This window comes from Microcoleus sp. N9_B4, from assembly GCF_036701635.1.
Taxonomy (GTDB): Bacteria; Cyanobacteriota; Cyanobacteriia; order Cyanobacteriales; family Microcoleaceae; genus Microcoleus.
In genome coordinates this window covers 1-18,694 of the sequence record NZ_JAUBRC010000019.1, presented here as the reverse complement: position 1 = coordinate 18,694, position 18,694 = coordinate 1, and the positions used below count along the sequence as shown (strand labels likewise).

The window sequence follows — 18,694 nt, the reverse complement described above, 5'->3', positions numbered from 1 at the left end:
GCCTTCTGCCTTCTGCCTTCTGCCTTCTGCCTTCTGCCTTCTGCCTTCTGCCTTCTGCCTTCTGCCTTCTGCCTTCTGCCTTCTTCCTTCTTCCTTCTTCCTTCTGCCTTCTGCTATATTATTGATTTTTTCTGCCGTCGGGCATTGTGGTGCCGGCCATACTTGCTCGATCGATAGTAGCGCCATCTATATTAGCATTGCGGAGGTTGGCATCGGAAAGATTGGCATCTCTCAAGTCGGAAAATCGCAAGTCTGCACCGTCTAGATTTGTCTTTGTCAAGTTGGCTTTTCTGAGGTTAGCGTTGCTGATTCTTGCTCCTACTAATTCTGCTCCGCTTAAGTTTGTGCGAGCTAGATTGGTGTTGACAAAATCTGATATCTCGAAGCGACTACCGCTGAGGTTGGCATCTGATAAATCTGATCCTGTCAGGATGGGATTTTTTAAGTTAAGGTTAACTAATTTTACGGCTCGGAGGTCGCAGCGGGAGCAGCTTTGAGTTAGCAGCAGCGTTTCGACGTTGGCGTTGATTTGGTCGATTTGTTGCTGGGAGAAATTTTCGGCAAATTCTGGGGAGACGTAGCCGAGCTTTTTGGGGTCGGCTGGTTTTGGTTGGGGTGTTTGGATTGGGGGTGTTTGGATTTGTTGGGGTGTTTGGATTGGTTGGGGTGTTTGTGGTTGGGGTGTTGGGATTGGTTGGGGTGTTGGGATTGGTTGGGGTGTTGGGATTGGTTGAGGTGTTGGGATTGGTTGGGGTGTTTCTATTTGCCCGATCGCACTTAGTTGCAGCCCCACCTTCGGCAGTTCGAGAGTTGCTGCAAAAATTAGTAGGGCGAGCGACATTATTGTGAGTTTTTTCATAAACAGCAAGAGTGCAAAAATACTATTGATATTGTATGATACTCGGAAAAGCGAACGCCCTACATTGAGATCAATAAATCTCAACTTAGATAAAATACTTCGGAACCATCAGGTGTGCGAATTATCTTTTATATTGCTGTTCAACAGTCACTATGTAGCACTCAGTATTTAGCATTCAGTATTTAACAGTAAGCTATGAGAATTTTGTTAGTAGAAGATGACGATCGCATTGCCCAAGCATTAGCAGAAGCCCTCACCGACCAACATTATGCCGTAGATATAGCCGCCGACGGTCAAGAAGGTTGGAACTTTGCAGAAACTTTTACCTATGACTTAATTCTGCTAGATGTGATGCTGCCAAAAATAGATGGAATTACCCTATGTCAGGGCTTGCGCGGACAAGGTTTAAAAACCCCCGTGTTAATGCTAACAGCCAGAGACACCAGCAATGATAAAGTCATGGGATTAGATGCGGGAGCCGATGATTATGTCGTTAAACCTTTTGATTTGCCAGAATTAGCAGCAAGAATTAGAGCCTTACTGCGGCGGGGAAGTACAACTTTGCCACCAGTATTAGAGTGGGAAAATCTGCGTTTAAACCCGAATACCTGCGAAGTTACTTATCGCGATTATTTGCTGCATTTTACACCAAAGGAGTACAGTTTGCTAGAATTATTCCTGCGAACAGGAGGGCGCGTTTTAACACGGAGTGCTATCCTAGACCATATATGGGCTTTTGAAGACTCGCCAGGAGAAGAAACCGTAAAAGTTCATCTCCGGGGTTTGCGACAAAAACTGAAAGCAGCAGGCGCACCAGCTAATTTTATTGAGACTATTTATGGCATGGGTTATCGGCTCAACCAAAACCTCTAACCCCCAATTTCAAGCTTTGGGATGGCGTTTATTGCTATCTTACTTAACAGTGATGGTAGCTATTTTAGGAACTTCTGCTATTGCTGTTTATGAATTATTTGCCAGCAGTCTGTATCAAGAATTAGACCAGAGATTGGAGGTTTTGGCTCAAGCAGCGTCTCACAGTTTAGTTGCGATCGAAAAACAGCATATTTCAGAAAATTCAGAAAAAAAAGGCGATGAATCTGACCAAGAAAGTGAACACCGCAATGATGATCTTCAAATTGAACTCGATCGCGAAAAAGTAACGCGCCAGTTAGATAAAGACGGAGACTTAGACATTCCCTGGCAAAATCTGCGGGAACCAGATCAAGCTGTAGAATGGTTTAATGAAGCAGGTAAAATGTTAGGAAATTCCGGCAATACTTTACCGCCTGTACCGATAAAATCGGGTTTCCAAACCATACAAAACGGGCAAATTAGGTCGGCGACAATTCCAGTTTACATTTCTTATGATAATAAAAAGCAAGAATTAAAAGGTTATATTCGCACCAGCGAATCTACTAAAAAAATCGAAAAAGTTCTCAGCAGACTCCGCTGGAATTTGGGTTATGGGAGTATTATTTTTCTGAGTTTGACTGCGGTTGGTGGTTTGTGGCTGACTAAGCAATCTCTCAAGCCAATTGAGGATAGTTTTCAGCAGTTAAAACAATTCACTGCTGATGCTTCCCATGAGTTGAGAAGTCCGCTGACAGCCATTAAAACTTCTGTGGAAGTTATGCAGAGTCATCCAGAGAGAATTCATGCAGCGGATGTTAAGAAAATGGCGGCGATCGCCTCTGCTACTAAACAGATGACTCAGTTGGTTGAAGACTTACTTTTATTAACTAGAATGGATGCACCAGCAGCCAAGATCGCCAGCGAGTGGATAGCGGTTCCGTTAGATGAACTATTAGAGGATTTGCTAGATTTGTGGGAACTGCAAGCTCAAGAAAAGCAAATTATTCTTAAGTCAAATTTAGCCATTAATACGTCTGTAATGGGAGATGCTGCACAGCTAACTCGTTTGTTTTCCAACTTGCTCGGAAACGCAATTCATTACACACCAGCGGGCGGAAGTGTGACTGTTTCTCTGAGCAGACAGAACCGATCGACAATTGTGAGTGTAGAGGATACTGGTATCGGCATTGCTCCAGAAGATGTAAAGTTAGTTTTCGACAGATTTTGGAGAGCAGATCGAGCCAGAAATCGCCGCGAAGGGGGTTTGGGGATGGGATTGGCGATCGCCCAAGCAATTGTCCAAAGCCATCGAGGAGAAATTAGCGTTACCAGTCAGCTAGGAGTAGGTAGCTGTTTTCATGTAAAATTATCCTCAGTAGCTTAAGAGTTGATATTAATAAAAAACCTTAACTCGTCTTCCCAGATTCTCCTTGTTCACCGCTTTCTCCAATGCTGAATTTGTTGATGGGAAGTTAACAGCAGGTTAGTACGCCCAACAAGTAAAAAATAACGCTCAACTAAAAAATGATGCGGCTCCAACTCAAGAACTCAGAAATTTAGTCAACCAAGCACTAAAACGAAATTCTTTATTCCAAATAGCGGCGCGCCCTAAAGCGATGCGTCCGATTATGTTGAGTCGCTATCAGGGAGGAATGTACTACGGCACACATATTGATAATGCGATTATGGGAGATGAAGAACTAATGCGATCGGATTTGTCTCTCACTCTATTTCTCAGCTATCCTGCAAGTTATACGGGCGGCGAATTAGTGATTGAAAGTACCCAAGGACAACAAGCTTTTAAACTTGATGCTGGTTCAATGGTTGAGCAGGACTTACGCAAGAGACCAAGGAATAAGGGCAACCACCGGGGGGATTGCCCCTACATTCACACGAGATATAGATGTCGTGCGTCCAGGACTATTTAGGAGGTTTTGGAGGCGGATGAAATACATTTTAGGTCTTTCCGAGTTCTTTACTTTGTTTTGTCATAGTAATTATGGTTATCAAAGCGGTACTTCAGGGAGTGTTAGCAATTATGGATACGCAAGTGACGGCACTTTCTATCAAAATGAAATTATTTGCAACATGAATTACCCATTTTGACCAAAGAAACCGGGTTTTTTCCCGAATCTGCGGGGATCACAAAATTTTTTCGCAAAAACCCGGTTTCTGCCTACCCGTGCGTCCAAGACAATCTGATTGGTCAACAACAAAACCTCTAAAAAATAGGAGAATAAATAGATGGCTAGCATTAATTTTCGCAAACTTCACCGCCAAGTTGCACCGATTATTTTCATCCCTTTACTATTGACTGCATTAACTGGTGTTACCTATCGGCTCGCACAAAGTTGGTTTGGTATAGAAGATGATGCTGCCGAGATTTTTATGGTGATTCACCAAGGAAGCTATCTCGGAAAGGAACTCAGACCTTTTTATGTGCTTTTGCTGGCTTTGGGAGTGATTGGGCTGATAGTCACTGGTTTGACGATGACCAAATTTTTGGGTGGCGCACGCCCTGAAAGACCAGGTGCTAAACTTGATTTTCGTAAGGTTCACCGTATTGCTGCACCGATTATTTTATTGCCTTTAACAGTCAGTACGGTGACAGGTGTAATCTATCGAGTTGGCAGAAGCTGGTTTAAGATGCCGAAAGAGGTAGGAGAAGTTTTTTTGAATATCCACCAAGGAGAATATTTGGGAGATTTTTTGATGCCAATCTATGTGTTTTTGGTGGGTTTGGGTGTGATTTTGCTGCTGGTAACAGGAATCAATATGACTGGTATTTTTCGGAAACGTCGCCCGCAAACAACAGAGGAAGATAGCTAATATAGCCTTTCTCAGAAAAATGAGGTACTCATGGGCATAGGGCATAGGGCATAGGGCATAGGGCATACCTCACTTTTTTGAGAACCGCTATAGATTTTTTTTCCGGGAATAACTGATGAAGATCGTGGTTTTAATCCTCTTTACAGTTGCATCTTTTTTGGGGAACTGGTATACAATAATTATCTGGTCACTGACCTTTAATTAAGATGATGAATAGAGGTATTGAAACGGCAAAAAAAAGTCTAAATTCAAAAAATGTATGGGAAAGTCGGCTACAAGGAAGTCGCACCAGTGCATTTCTCAGTGAAGTATTAAGTAACAGCGGTCACTTTTTAATTCTGAAGACTTTATCAGACTTGATATTAGCGGGTTTGTTCCAATTTATCACAGACCCAACTGAATATTTACTGATAGTAGCAATGCTTGTTCAGGCTTGGTATCTGTCGAGCTCGAAATGCCACCGTTTTTGGGGAAACCTGATCTGCGTTGGTATCTATACGCTGATTGATGTGCCGATAGACGGGCTAGATTTTTTCCAAAATCTTAGTCACATTGTCTTTTGGTTATTTTCTCTGATGATTGCTACTTTGCAAGGATTGCGATTCCATTGGGCTAAGGGTATTGATGATTGGCTGATTCCACTGGAAAGTTTGGTAAGGGCTCTGATGGTGGTAGCTTTTTATGTTGTGATTGGGATTAAGTCTCAATATTTAATTGCTAATTTAGAATTGATAGTGACATTTTCGCGGACGGCAACGCACTGGTTTCTTACTTGGAGTATGGTGTTTATCGGTTTGCTTTTGGGGTTGCAGTCACTACAGATTGTAAAACAAAGAAAGCAGCTAGAAAAAACAGCTCAACTACTAGGAAATATGGCAGAATGGGGAATGGGAAGTCATGTAGTAGACACAGCGCTTAATAATCCAGCAGGTTTGGCTTTTCAAAAGTGCGATCGCACGATTTTATTTATGGATATTCGCGGTTTTACAAGTTGGTGCGAAAAAACTTCCCCTGAGACAGTTGCAGCGGTTCTCAATGAATATTACCGTTGTGTTGAACCAGCAGCTTCTCAGTTTCAGCCTTTAAGAATAACATTTACAGCCGATGAAATTATGGCTATTTATGCTACGCCACAACAGGGAATTGCTGCGGCTAAATCTATGAGTAAAGCTGCTTCAGAAATGCTTGAATTATATGGAATTGGTGCGGGATGCGGGGTGCATTGCGGAAGCGTTATTGAAGGGCTATTTGGCGGTGCAGATGTTCGGACTTATACGGTGATTGGTGATGTTGTCAATACAGCTAAACGCTTAGAAAGTGCCACGCCTGGTGGTGCAATTACTATTTCTGATGCTGTTTATCAAGGGATGTCACAACATCTAACGGTGGAACCTTGTGAACCGATAGTGGCTAAAGGTAAAACAGCAGCTTTAATTGCATGGCGGTTAATATAGCTAGCCGTCACGGATTGCGAACATAGAGTAAAAAAATGGCGATATATTCAATCAGAAAACTCTGATTATATCCTCTGGTTAAATAGCTCTAAGTTTAGATAAAAAACTTCTGTACCGTCTGGCGAGCGAATTAACTTTTCTACGGCGTTAGGGAGTTGATCTTGGCGGTACAATTCGGGAATTTCGCAGAAGTTTTCTTCGGATATTTCCAATATTTTCGGCATATTAGGAACCGGAATTCCCAGGCGATCGCTCTTATTTAAACTGCAAACAATCAGGTAGTTGTTGTCGGCAATAGTCCGGATGCTGGGAAATATTTTAGATAAACTAATCAGCGTAATTAGTTCTTCTTGGTGTCGCACTAAACTTTGACCGCTATCTAAAAAACCGTAGGGAGTAAAGTCTTTAACAATACGCTGCACTCGTTCTATAGGAACAGCATAGTAGACGTTCCCCAGTTCAAAGGAAACAAATTTTTTAGGGGCAATTCTAACAGTGGCTTGTTTGTTGCTCCGAAAGCGGCGATTGTAATTGGCGTGAGTCATTCTATTTTAGATTTGAGATTTTAGATTTTAGATTGAAGATTATTGGATGTTAGATTTTAGATTATTCGATTTAGTAGGTAGGTGAGTTGGGTGCGTAGTTCCCACTATTATTCGCGTACTCAATTACTTTTTGCCTAAGTTTTGTTTGAGATTAGGGATTATTTGAGTGGAGATTTGAGATTTGGGATTAAATTATTGAGTGGTGGAGCAATTTGGGAATGGCTTGTAAAAGTTGAGCTTCACTGTAAGGTTTGGTGAAGTATTGATTTGCGCCTAATTCCATTGCCATTTGCCGATGTTTTTCCCCGCTACGGGATGTCAGCATGGCTACGGGAATCTTAGCAAACCGCTGGGTCGATCTGATCGATCGCAACAATTCAAATCCATCCATCCGGGGCATTTCAATATCCACGATCGCCAAACTGCAATCAAGACCATTTTGCAACTTTTCCAGGGCATCCACACCATCTTTAGCCTGTACCACCCGGTAGCGAGCACGAGTCAGCGTCAGAGACAGCAACTGGCGAATTGTATAGGAATCATCCACTACCAAAATCTGCGGTGACTGACTCGCACTCGCCGGCATCTCCTGGACTTTACCGGAGACAGCGGCGATCGAACTATTTACCACAGGTTGACCCACCAAATCGTCCACATCCAGAATATTCACCACGCGCCCGTCCCCCAAAATCGTAGTCCCCAAAACGCCGCGAGGCTTGGATAGAGGCGGTGGCAAAGGTTTAACCACAATTTCCTGCTGACCGATCAGCCGTTCCACTGCCACCGCCAGCATTCCTTCGGTAGAAGCCAAAACCAGGACAGGAATTTCGTCTTGAGTCAAAGGGTCAGGAGAGGGGGCATCCGGCGGGAGGACGCTGTATTCGAGCAAATCTTGCATTCTCACCAAACGAATAAATTCCTCCCGCCACCACAGCATCGGCTGATTGCCGGCAATGTGAACTTCCGAGGCTTTAATGTGCAGAATTTCCTCGACTGCATCCAGCGGCACTGCTATTTTATTGTGATCGGTTTTCACCATCAAGGCATCAGTAATCGACAGCAGCAGTGGCAGTTTAATGATAAAACTCGTACCTTTTCCCAGGCGAGAGTCTACCTTCACAGTCCCCCGCACAGTCCGCAAATTTGTTCGCACCACGTCGAGCCCGACTCCCCGCCCCGAAAGGTCGCTGACCCCTTCTGTGGTGCTGAAACCCGGCCAAAACAGAAAATCGTAGAGTTCGGCAATGGAAAATTCTTGAGCTTGTTCCTCCGTAGCCAAACCCTTTGTGACAATTTTACGGCGAATCATTTCCGGGTCAATGCCTTTACCGTCATCGGCGACAGTAATAATAGTTTGGCCGCCTTGGTGGCGGGCTTCTATTTCTATTTGACCGCTGGCGGGCTTGCCGCTTGCTTGCCGAACTTCGGGCATTTCGATGCCGTGGTCGAAAGCGTTTCTCACTAAGTGTATTAAGGGGTCGCGCAAAGCATCGAGCAAACTTTCGTCAATTTTGGTATCTCTTCCCACTAGCAGCAGGTTGACATCCTTATCGTATGTGAGACACATATCCCGCAGCGCTCTGGGCAAGTGATCGACGGCGCGGCTGAAACTCACGACTCGCAACTGCATGACGCGGCTGCGTAGTTGTTCGGTAATGCGGCGCAGTTGGTCGGTACTGCGCTCGAATTTCATGGCTAAGGTGTCTAATTTGGTGGCGGAGTGAGAAATTGCTTGGGCAGTTTCGATGACTTCTGCGGCTGTGGAGTGGAACTCTGTATAACGATCCATCTCTAAGATATCGAAGTGAGCATGAACCGGAGAGGATTTGCCGTTAGCAATCATTGGGAATTCTGTTTCTGCTGCTGTACGTTTTCCCAATCCAGAGTTCCCGTTTCCCCCTCTCCACTCTGCAAAGCTCAGTCTGTCGTATTCTTCTCGCAACTGACCGCCGAATTGGTTCAAATCTACGATATTGCGGCGGATGCGCTTGACTTCGCCGCGCAGTTCGGATTCTTGAAGTTCTAAATTTGTACGGTTGATGACTAATTCCCCGACTAGATTCACCAATTCAGTTAAGCGTTCTAAGTCTACCCGGATTGTCGGCCTTTGCGGGTTGGCGACTGGGAGAGTCGGGGAGATTTCGGGGAGAGTGGGAGAGGGGGAAAGTGGGAGAGTGGGAGAGGGGGAGTCGGGGGGAGTGGGGGAGATTTCGGGGATTTCGATCGCCCTTCCTTCCAATATTTGTTGGCGTGCGGTTTGCAAGTTTTGGGCGATCGCCCAACCCTCGGATTGCAACCGTTGTAGAGTCAAGTCGGGAGAGTCGATCAAAGCGCTGAGGGCTGCGGCGACTTTCCCAAAATCCGGCAATTGCAACATTCCAGCCAAACCGGAGAGTTGGTAGTAAACCTGCTTGAGGGCGGTGACGCTTGTTGCCAAATCTGCTTCGGAACCTTGGGAAAGCTCGGTTTCTAGGCGATTGAAGAGTGCCGGCACTTGCTGTTCAAAAATCAGTTTCAGGGTGTCGGGGGCGGGCGATTGGCTGACTGCGGGGACTGGCGACTGTTCTGACTTGCCGTACTTGGCCTGGAAGTGGGCGAAAATTTGGGCGATCGCTTCCAAGTTTTCCGTTTGATCCGGAGTTGTGACATCGGAGTGTTGAACTGATTCGATCGTAATCTTTTTGAGAGTATCCACCCCCTGCAGCAAAACACTCACAGTAGTAGGTTCCAGGGCCGCCAAGTCTGTGCGATCGCGCAAAATGACAAAACAGTCCTCCAGCGTGTGAGCTGCGACAGACACGTTTTGAAAGCCCAACATCGAACCCGCACCTTTAATCGAGTGCGCCGCCCGAAACATTTCTTTAACTGCCGCTTGTCGCTCTTTCAAACCCGCAGCTTCCATCGCCAGCAGATTCGTCTCCATTGACTGGAGAAACTCTTCGCATTCTGCGGTAAAAGCATCTATTAATTCGTTTAAATCGTCATCATTCATATTAGTTTGTTGTCTGTTGTCTGTTGACTGTTGACTGTTGGCAGTTAACAGTTGTCGGTTGGCAGTTTTTTTATATATGTGTCCCGTTATTTAACTGTAATTGTTGCCAGGGTTGGTTCACGATTATTTATAACTTCGCATTCAGAAAAGTTGTCAACCCGCCCCGACAACAACGATAGTTATTAGTGATTCGTATAACAGTCAACTGTCAACAGTTAACAGTCAACTGTCAACAGTTAACAGTCAACTGTCAACAGTCAACTGAACTAACTGCGGAAATTCGCCACCGACTTTTGCAATTGGCCCAGAGAACCAGACAACTCGTCCAAAGATGCTTTGACATCCGCACCTTTTTGTGCGGTCGTATTCGCAATCTCGTTGACTTGCTGCATACTGTTAGCAATTCCCTCAGCCGAAACAGTTTGCTTGGCAGATGCGATAGTAATATTCTGCACCAAAGCATTCATTTCTCGACTAACTTCAATAATGGCATTGAGATGAGTTTTAGCTTCGCTTGCTAGCTTAGTGCCTTCCACTACCTCCAGCGTCCCGGATTCCATTGCCTTCATCACGCGGCTGATTTCTTCTTGAATTGTACCGACAATTTCCGAGATTTCCTCAGTAGCGCCGGCGGATCTTTCTGCTAATTTCCGCACTTCTTCGGCAACAACAGCAAAGCCTAAACCTTGTTCGCCGGCTCGCGCCGCCTCAATAGTAGCATTCAGAGCTAATAAATTCGTTTGCGAAGCAAGTTGAGAAATCGAAGTCACAATTTTGCCAATTTGCTGCGAAGATTCACCCAAACGCTTCATCATTTTCGAGGTAGAGGCGATCGTCAACCGGAGCCCGTTAATGCCTTCGACAGCTCGATCGACCGCCATACCGCCGACTTCAGCCGTTTGAGAAGACTGCTGAGCCACTGTTTCGGCCCGCACCGAAACATCTCGCACGTCGCGGATCGAATTCACAATCCGCTCGATTTCGCGCATGATGGCAGATATTTTTGCTGCTTGAATTTCTGCCTGTTGGGTGAGTTGACTGGTATTATTAATCGACTCGCCGGTGGCAGATGTTACCTGTTCAGCTAAAGTTTGAATTCCCGTTACCACCTTCCGCAGAGAACCGATTAAGAAGTTGAAAGAGTCGGCGACAGCACCTAAAACGTCGTTAGTCACTTCCGCCCTGACTGTCAAGTCGCCTTGAGCCGCGCCTTTAATTTCTCCCAACAATTTAAGGACTTGCTGCGTCAAAGAATCAGCTTCAGCTTTGCGTTCTGCTGCCAATTTTCCTAGTCGTTCTTCTGCCTCTTTGCGCTCGGTGATGTCAAAGCGAATGGCGATATATTTGACTATTGTGCCGGTGGTATCAAAAATGGGGGAGATCGTCGAATCTACCCAGTAAAACGAGCCATCTTTGCGTCGGTTTTTGATTTCCCCTTGCCAAACCAAACCGCGAGAAAGTGTCACCCACATTTCTTCAAAAAATGATGGGGGATGGTAGCCTGAATTGACGAGGCGGTGGTTGCGGTGTAGGAGTTCTCCCATGCTGTAACCGGAGATTTCAATGAATCCGTCGTTGACGTAGGTAATCACGCCTTGGACATCCGTTTCGCTGACGATCGCCGATTCGTCTAGGGCATTTTGCCGAGTTTTGAGTTCTTGCAGCAAGCGTTCCTGTGCCTCGGCTAACTGCTGCATCCGCTGCTGGGATGCTCTTTGTTCAGTGACGTTGCGGCAAACGACTACGCCGCCTTTAAGCGCCCCGGTTTCGTCTTTGAGCGGCCGGCCGTTAACTTTCACCCACAGGCCCTCTGGCTTGCCTGGGTGGCGGCTGAAAAGGTCTATGTCGTCAACGGCTTCCCCTCGAACCGTGCGTGCTAAAGGTATGTCGGCTGGGGGATAGGGAGTTACGGTATCGGGCAAGAATAAACCGTATCTTGCCGACCATTCGTTGAGAATAGCATCTGTCGCACCCATGCCAAACATATCTTCGGCGGCGGGGTTGAACAAAAGAAAATTGCCTTTTTCGTCGGCAGCAATTATGCCGTCGCCAATGCTGTTTATTAGCAGTTGCAAGAGATTGCTTTGCTGGCGAAATTGGTCTTCGGAACGGGCTAATTGGGCTGTTGTTGTTTCTAATTGCACCATCGCGTGTTTGCTTTCGGTAACGTCGCGAGCCACTGCATACATGAGCTTTTGTTCGGTTTCAGGTCGTACTTTCCACGACAGCCACCTGTAGGAACCGTCTTTGCAGCGGTAGCGATTTTCATAGGACTTTAATTCGGAGCCGCTGGCTACTTTTTCCGCTTGTTCTCGGGTTGATTCGCGATCGTCTGGATGGACTAAATCGATATAATAGTTGTCTTCAAGTTCATGCGCCTTGTAGCCGAGAGTTTTTTCCCAAGCGGGATTGATGCGCTTGAATTTGCCTTCAAAATCTATAATACAAATCAAGTCTAGGGAAAGGGTAAAAAATCGATCGCGCTCTTCTTCTGCTTTTTTGCGATCGGTAATTTCGATCGCCACACCGCCGACACCGATGGGTTTGCCGTCAGGGCCGGGCAAAGGAAAGTATGACGCCAGCCAATCTCGCAGGACGCCCGGTTCGTTGACGGTTGTGCCCGACACCTCAACGTTTAAAAACGGTTGGTTGGTGACAAGAACTTGCTGCAACATCGGCTGTAGGGTATCGATCATTTCGGGTATAACTTCCCTCACAGTCTTGCCGAGGTGTTCGGCAACTGAGACGCCGGTGGTTTCGGCTAATTTCTCGTTGACTTGCACGAAGCGCAACTGCTCGTCAAAAATAAACATTGAGGCCGGGGCGGCTGTGAAAAATGCGTCAAAGCGGGTTTGACGCAAAACTAATTCTCGTTCGAGGGCTTTGCGATCGCTAATGTCGCGGCCTTCTGGAATTAGCATCAAGACTTTGCCACTGTCGTCTGTGATGGGTTTGATGGAGAAGTCAACGGTGGCAACTGCACCGTTGGCAACTAGCACATCCACTTCGTAACGGACTACCTCGCCGGCCGCGGCTGCGGCGATCGCTTCTTGTATCTGTTGCTTGGTTTCCGGGGAAATCTGCCACCACAGGGTTTCGGAAAACGGAGTGCCTATTATTTCTTCGCTCCGCAGGCCTGCGGCGGCCAAGGCTGTTTGGTTGGCTTCCAAAACGGTGCCGTCCGGTTTGAGCAGACCTATGAATTGGAAAGATTGGTCGAAAATGGCTCGGAATAGTCTTTCGCGATCGCGCAGCATCTCTTCTGCGCGTTTGCGATCGCTGATATCGCGAGTAACTGTTGCCAACCCCATAGGCTCGCCGGTTTCTGGGTTTTTGACGGTAAATAGGGTGAAGTCAACCGGAAAGTTTTCGCCGGTTTGAAAGTTCCTCAAGCGGAATTCACCCTGCCAAAAACCGTCTCGCACAGTAGCCGGCAGGATTTCTTCTTTTAAGCTTTTAGCATCTTCTGCTGAGAAGAATTCATATATATTTTTGCTTTTGACTTCTTCAATATTTGGCAATCCTGCTAGTTTCATTCCAGCGACATTCAGGTATGTTGCCTCTCCCTCCAAGGTAGCCGTGCCGATAAAATCCGAGCTACTTTCTACGATCGAAATCAATCTTTGTTTTTCAATTTCGGCTTGCTTGCGCTCCGTGATGTCGTTGTTAGTTTCTAAAATGGCTTTGGGTTTTCCCTGTTCGTCTCGCTGCAAATTCCAGCGACTAAATACGGTAATTTTTGTATCATAATTGGTGGTGTGAATTACTTCTCCTTCCCAATAACCCTGCTCTTCTAACTGTGTCGAAATAGCTCCTAAAGGCTGGGGAAAAATGGTGTGCAATAGAGTATGGGTGACTTTTCCCAAGGCTTCTTTTTTTGTCCAGCCGTACATCCGTTCGGCTCCCTGACTCCAATAATTAATCGTGCCGTCCATATCCCGAACGATCAACGCGTCGCTGGCAAGGTCGAGCATTTGCAAGTTCTGCTGCACTGCTTCTTCTGCGCGCTTGCGTTCTGTAATGTTGCGGGCGATTGTTGAGAGAAATTCAACTTCTGAATTATCGGATTTGTGGGCAATAACTACTTGAGAAACTGGTAGTTCTTCGCCGTCTAAACTCTGCCAAACTGTCTCGCCACTCCACACCCCGTCTCGGCAAGCTGCGGGGATGGCGACATTCATAATAGTGTCGATACTTTTGGGGGATAGCAAGTCAGAAATGTTGATTCCGGCTAAGTCTGCGTCCTCGGCAACTCTCAACATTTCTCTGGCGGCGCGGTTGAGATAAATGGTGCGCTGTTGGGAGTCTGCCATGCCTACCCAGTCTGTTGTGGTTTCTAAAATTGCTTTGAACCGCAATAGTTCTTGTTCAGATTTGCGGCGCTGTGTGATGTCGCGCGCTAAGCCGAGCATTCCTAAAATGTTGCCTTCTGCATCTTTGAGGGGCAATTTCTGGGTGTCGAAGCTGTGTACTTTGCCGTCGGCTAAGGTGGCTAAGTCGTTGGAACCGGGAGCGAGGTGGTTGCCGGCCCGGAAGTTTTGGATTTGGTTCTCGGAATCGGTTTCGGCGTGGAAGCTGCCAAAGATTCGATCGACCGATATGCCGATTTCTGCGTCGTCTTTGCCGATAATTTCTGCTTGAGTTTTGCCGAAGGCGGTGGCGAAACCTGCATTGACTAGGGTATAGCGCGAGTTTCGATCTTTGACAAAGATGCAGTCTGGCGTAGCGTCAATGACTGTCCGCAGCAAGCTTTGGGAGCTTTGTGCTTCTGCGAGTGTGTGCCGCAGTTGTTCTTCCATTTGCACGCGCTTGGTGATATCTCTCATCGCGGAAACGAGAAATTTCCTGCCTTCGGTATCTACAAAAGTAGATTTTTGGGCGGAGACAAAGCGGGTCTTTCCTGCTGGATCTTTGAGGGTTTTTTGGATTTCGCTGCTGGTATTCGTCAAGAAAACTAATTCGTCTTTTTCTCGATATTTCTCTGCTTCCTCTTTGGGCAAAAACTGGTCGTAGCATTTGCCAATTAGTTCTTCTCTGCTGTGACCTATGTATTGACAAAAGGCATCATTTATTATGATCCAGCGGTGCTGTTGATCTTTGACGTAAATCGGGTCGGGGATGCTGTTGAGGATGTTGTTTAAAAATTGTTCTGAGGCTTTTAATTGCTCTTGGACTGCGGTGCGATCGCGAATTTCCTGTTCCAATTGTGCATTAGTTTGCAGGATCTGCTCGGTTCTTTCATTCACTCGCTGCTCTAGTTCTGCCGTTAGCTGCTGCAATGCGGCTTCTGCCTGTTTGCGCTGGGTAATGTCGCGGCCTTCGGCGAGGATTTGAAATACTTCTCCTGTTGCATTTAACAGCGGCTTAAACGACACATCCATTACTGTCACATGGTTGTTGGGGCCGGTGATTTCGTATTCTTCCCGGACAAACTTGCCGGCGGAGACTTGTTTAATGTTTGTTTTTAGACGCTGCTGGTTGGTTGGAGATGATGCCCACCAAGGTGTCAGCCAAAATTTCACCCCCAGCACTTCTGATGCTTGCAAATTGCCCAATTCTAGCGCTGTCTGATTTGCTTCGATCAGAGTACCGTCTGGCTCCAATACTGCGATCGCTTGAAAAGCTTGGTCGAAGATTGCGTGAAATCGCTTGGTAGTTTCGCTCAGTGCTTGTTCTGTTTCTTTTTGAGAGTTCAGGATTTGCTTGGAACCTACTAAGAATCCGTAGCGGTTGGACAAACTCAAAAAAACGATCGCCGCCATTACAGTTATCCAATCGAAGACTGTTTGTGCCACCGGAGAGTGCGGCAGCCCTAGGTATTCGGCGGCGTGGCCGCTGTGGCCGAAAGCGCAGCTCCAAAATATGCCTGCTGTGGCTGTGGCGAAGATGTCGAACCCGAATTGACGGTTTCGCCACAAACCTAAGCTGATTATCCAGGCGATGGCAAAGTAACACCCAGAAATGATGCAATTAGCAGCCCCAGCTACCACCGAGAGGGAGAAGTCAGGCAATGTCAGGGTGAAAGTTGTTGCGATCCAAGTATAGAGAAGTTTGATCATAAGATTAAGGATGGGCAAATCGGATGCGGGCGATCGTTAGTTAAATTTATAGATGCACAGCCGTTGCAGACTTATGTGTATGGTGGATTTTTACCAGCGTTCGGAATGGGCGATCGCTTCTACATCGACAATCATTAGCAAGCGTCCTTCGGAATTGTACAGACCTTTTAAGAATGGAGCTAGGTCGGGACTGACATCTAGTGCTGAGACAATGCGATCGGGATAGAGAGGTAAAACTCCTTCGACGCGGGAGACAGCTAATCCCACGCGGATTCTCGACAACAATCTCACGTCTCGCGGATCGGGCGCTTCTACAACTAAGATGCGGCTGTTTGGGTGGTAAATGTCAACCGACTCAATAGCGACGAACAGTCCGAAGTCTGCTACTGCTAAGATTTCGCCCCGCAAGTTGGTTAATCCCAGCAAAAATGGCAGGGTGTTGGGAACCAGGGAAATCGGTTGTTCCTTGAGGGAAAGGACTTCCCGCACTGCCTCTAATTCTATGCCGAACAGACTGCCTCCTTGACCGAACAGGAGAAATTGCTTTGTTATACTTGTCTGATTCCCCCCAGCGGGGGGAGCCGTTATTTTCATGGCTTATTTTTAGTTTATAGTGTAGCTTACAAATTAGAATTTTGTTGTTACCCTAAAGCCGATCGCCGATCGAGTTTTTCAGCATCATTTTGGGTGTCTCAAATGTTTCCGTTAAATAAATCGCGGCTGGGCAAATAAGCAGGTTTCTATCATTAAACATAAAACTTTTATGGGATTCAAAAACCCAGTTTATTAAAAAAAACGGGGTTTTTCGGTATAATGTTTTTTGGGGAGCTGCCGATGACTTTATATTTTGTTTACGCTGAAAGCAAGCGCTGCACTATGTGAACGAGTTGCTGAGGTTCAAAGGGTTTGCTGACGTAAGCGTCGGCCCCTAAATCAGTTCCCCAAGCTTTATCGATCTCGGTGTTTTTATGAGTACAAAATACTACGGGCAATTTGGCAGTTGCGCGATCGCCCCGCAATTCTCTGATCACTTCAAACCCGTTCATTCGTGGCATCACTACATCTAAAACGACCAAAGCCGGAGGGGTTTTGCGGATCATGGCGATCGCTTCTTCGCCGTCGCCTGCCCGGATCACATCGAGTCCGGCATCTTGAAGAATGCGGCAGATGATTTCTAGTTCGCTCTTAACGTCGTCCACTACTAAAATTTTTGACATGATTCCACACTTCCTTGCTGTTATTGACAGCGGACTACGTTTATTCAGAAGCTAGCGCGATCGGCGGCGATGGGACTATACCGCTTTGCGGACAAATTAATGTACTTCCAAATACAATATAGCCGATCGTATGGCTGAAGGTTAGCTGTCAGCGATAAAAATTTACTTTTCTAACGGAATAGCTCTGAATAAATTAATCGGTAATTAGTAATTAATTCTTGGTGATTCGCTGTGTTGAAACCAACAGCTCTTAGTAGAAGGAGCGACTGGGGTACTCAAGCGGGAGTTTCTACGTGTTTTTTTGAGATTTGTTCCCAATCATCTAGTTCAGTGTCTTGTCTAAATGGTGCTAGTTAAGTTATTTAATTGGCGCAAATAACTGCCAATTAAAAGTAGGTAGATCGCGGTCAATACTGGTAGTGACAAAAATTGATTTCACTTAACAAACAGCAGTATATTGCTGAGTTAGCGCTATTATTTAATTAATAATAGAACCCCAATTTGAGGATGGCAACAATGACATTTAAAGAATTTTATTGTCTGTAGTTTATAATTGTGGCGCCAAATAAATTGACCGCGCGGCAATCCCATTTTACCCAGTAGAGGAGTGTTGGGTTCACCAAAACTGCTACCAGCGGGCGCCATCCTTGAGATTGATTGTGGGATCAGGCGAAAAGACTGTTGCAAGATGGGGTCAATCGATTTTAGATTGTAGATTGTAGATTTTAGAATTGGAGAAAGTGCTCCCACTGATAAATCCGGGGGCTGGTGATGAGCAGTCGGAGCTTTTTTCTCGCTTCACGGATGAATCCGGCGGCCCCGGACGACATTGCTTGATTGTCAAAGTAGTCAGTGAGGGAGAGACGGCGATCGGCTATAATCAAGGGCTAGAGGAAAAGAACACCGAAAATCCGAACATATGGTTGCCATCCAAAGAAATCTCAACATTGCCGCGCTAGAAGCAGAATACAGTCAAAAAACACCGCGAGACATTCTCAAATTTGCCTTAGAAAATTTTGACAATATCTCCATTTCTTTCAGCGGGGCTGAAGATGTAGTTCTGATCGATATTGCCTCAAAAATAACCAAGAATTTCCGCGTTTTTACCCTAGACACCGGACGATTGCACTCAGAAACTTATCAGTTTTTGGATCAAGTCAGAAAACATTACGGCATTAAATTAGAAGTAATGTTTCCCGATGCAGCAGAAGTACAAGCCCTAGTAGAAGAAAAGGGATTGTTTAGTTTTTATCAAGACGGCCACAAAGAATGCTGTGGCGTGCGGAAAGTCAGACCGCTGCGCCGCAAATTGAATACTCTTGATGCTTGGATTACCGGTCAGCGGAAAGACCAAAGTCCCAGTACCCGCAACGGTATTCCGGTCATTGAAGTTGACAGTGCATTCTCAACTCCAGACCATGAATTAATTAAATTCAACCCCTTAGCAAACTGGTCTTCGGCAGAGGTTTGGGAATACATTCGCGCTTTGGATGTGCCTTACAACAAGTTGCACGAACGCGGTTTTGTAAGTATTGGTTGCGAACCTTGTACGAAGCCGGTATTGCCGAACCAACACGAACGCGAAGGTCGCTGGTGGTGGGAAGAAGCGACCGTAAAAGAGTGCGGTTTGCACGCTGGTAACGCACAAACATAGTTTAAACCACTTAGTCGTAAAGTGCGCTAGGCTCACCAAACAAATAGTAGGGTGCGCTAGGCGCACCTTACCCAAGAATAAATGCACTTCACTTGACACTCCCCGGCCTTAAGGCACGGGGATTCTTAAGACATTTCAGTCTTAATATCCCTATCCCTAGGGTTCCCAGGCTGACTACTCTGGGCACAAAAGAGTGCGTAGTCATATCTCCTCAAAAATGTTTTGGGCGTAGA

13 protein-coding genes and 1 pseudogene are annotated in these 18,694 nt (G+C 46.1%); 7 read left to right on the top strand and 7 right to left on the bottom strand.

All coding sequences use genetic code 11. The annotated features are described in order from the left end of the window. Window positions 1-186 (bottom strand): annotated as a pseudogene (locus tag QUA43_RS14480) (hypothetical protein); the annotation flags it as partial. Further along, the gene (locus tag QUA43_RS14475) at window positions 119-859 is read right to left on the bottom strand and encodes a pentapeptide repeat-containing protein (RefSeq protein WP_333374802.1); all 741 of its coding nucleotides are present in this window, start codon (window positions 857-859) and stop codon (window positions 119-121) included. The pseudogene QUA43_RS14480 and the gene QUA43_RS14475, both read right to left, overlap by 68 nt. Window positions 860-1,054: 195 nt before the next feature. Between QUA43_RS14475 and QUA43_RS14470 the strand changes: the two genes are divergently transcribed. The 5 genes from QUA43_RS14470 to QUA43_RS14450 all read left to right on the top strand — a co-directional run bounded on the left by QUA43_RS14470 (window position 1,055) and on the right by QUA43_RS14450 (window position 5,994). After that, window positions 1,055-1,732: a response regulator transcription factor gene (locus QUA43_RS14470; RefSeq protein WP_333374801.1), complete on the top strand. Its 678-nt coding sequence runs from the start codon at window positions 1,055-1,057 to the stop codon at window positions 1,730-1,732. Beyond that, window positions 1,698-3,095: an ATP-binding protein gene (locus QUA43_RS14465; protein ID WP_333374799.1), complete on the top strand. Its 1,398-nt coding sequence runs from the start codon at window positions 1,698-1,700 to the stop codon at window positions 3,093-3,095. The genes QUA43_RS14470 and QUA43_RS14465 overlap by 35 nt, the downstream gene beginning before the upstream one ends. Before the next feature lie 232 nt (window positions 3,096-3,327). Then, window positions 3,328-3,639 carry a 2OG-Fe(II) oxygenase gene (locus tag QUA43_RS14460; RefSeq protein WP_333374797.1) on the top strand — a complete coding sequence of 104 codons (312 nt, stop codon included), beginning with the start codon at window positions 3,328-3,330 and terminating at the stop codon, window positions 3,637-3,639. Between the two features lie 316 nt (window positions 3,640-3,955). Further along, on the top strand, window positions 3,956-4,540 hold the full coding sequence (locus tag QUA43_RS14455) for a PepSY domain-containing protein (protein ID WP_333374795.1): 585 nt from the start codon (window positions 3,956-3,958) through the stop codon (window positions 4,538-4,540). A gap of 206 nt (window positions 4,541-4,746) precedes the next feature. After that, on the top strand, window positions 4,747-5,994 hold the full coding sequence (locus tag QUA43_RS14450) for an adenylate/guanylate cyclase domain-containing protein (RefSeq protein ID WP_333374793.1): 1,248 nt from the start codon (window positions 4,747-4,749) through the stop codon (window positions 5,992-5,994). A gap of 65 nt (window positions 5,995-6,059) precedes the next feature. Here QUA43_RS14450 and QUA43_RS14445 read toward each other — a convergent pair whose 3' ends face one another. From QUA43_RS14445 to QUA43_RS14425, 5 genes are all read right to left on the bottom strand, one after another. Continuing rightward, window positions 6,060-6,539 carry a chemotaxis protein CheW gene (locus QUA43_RS14445; protein WP_333374792.1) on the bottom strand — a complete coding sequence of 160 codons (480 nt, stop codon included), beginning with the start codon at window positions 6,537-6,539 and terminating at the stop codon, window positions 6,060-6,062. Window positions 6,540-6,726: 187 nt separating this feature from the next. Then, complete coding sequence (locus QUA43_RS14440) at window positions 6,727-9,531, bottom strand: hybrid sensor histidine kinase/response regulator (protein WP_333374791.1); 2,805 nt, start codon at window positions 9,529-9,531, stop codon at window positions 6,727-6,729. A gap of 266 nt (window positions 9,532-9,797) precedes the next feature. Continuing rightward, entirely contained in the window at window positions 9,798-15,590 is a 5,793-nt protein-coding gene (locus QUA43_RS14435) for a PAS domain S-box protein (RefSeq protein ID WP_333374789.1), read from the bottom strand. A gap of 90 nt (window positions 15,591-15,680) precedes the next feature. Further along, window positions 15,681-16,184, bottom strand: a complete 504-nt coding sequence (locus QUA43_RS14430; RefSeq protein WP_333330677.1) for a chemotaxis protein CheW — start codon at window positions 16,182-16,184, stop codon at window positions 15,681-15,683. Window positions 16,185-16,441: 257 nt separating this feature from the next. Further along, window positions 16,442-16,807, bottom strand: a complete 366-nt coding sequence (locus tag QUA43_RS14425) for a response regulator (protein WP_333048274.1) — start codon at window positions 16,805-16,807, stop codon at window positions 16,442-16,444. A 740-nt stretch (window positions 16,808-17,547) separates the two neighbouring features. Between QUA43_RS14425 and QUA43_RS14420 the strand changes: the two genes are divergently transcribed. Continuing rightward, on the top strand, window positions 17,548-17,766 hold the full coding sequence (locus QUA43_RS14420) for a hypothetical protein (RefSeq protein WP_333374788.1): 219 nt from the start codon (window positions 17,548-17,550) through the stop codon (window positions 17,764-17,766). Then, entirely contained in the window at window positions 17,727-18,461 is a 735-nt protein-coding gene (locus QUA43_RS14415; protein ID WP_333374786.1) for a phosphoadenylyl-sulfate reductase, read from the top strand. Before QUA43_RS14420 ends, QUA43_RS14415 begins: the two co-directional genes overlap by 40 nt. The last annotated feature ends 233 nt before the right edge of the window (window positions 18,462-18,694 follow it).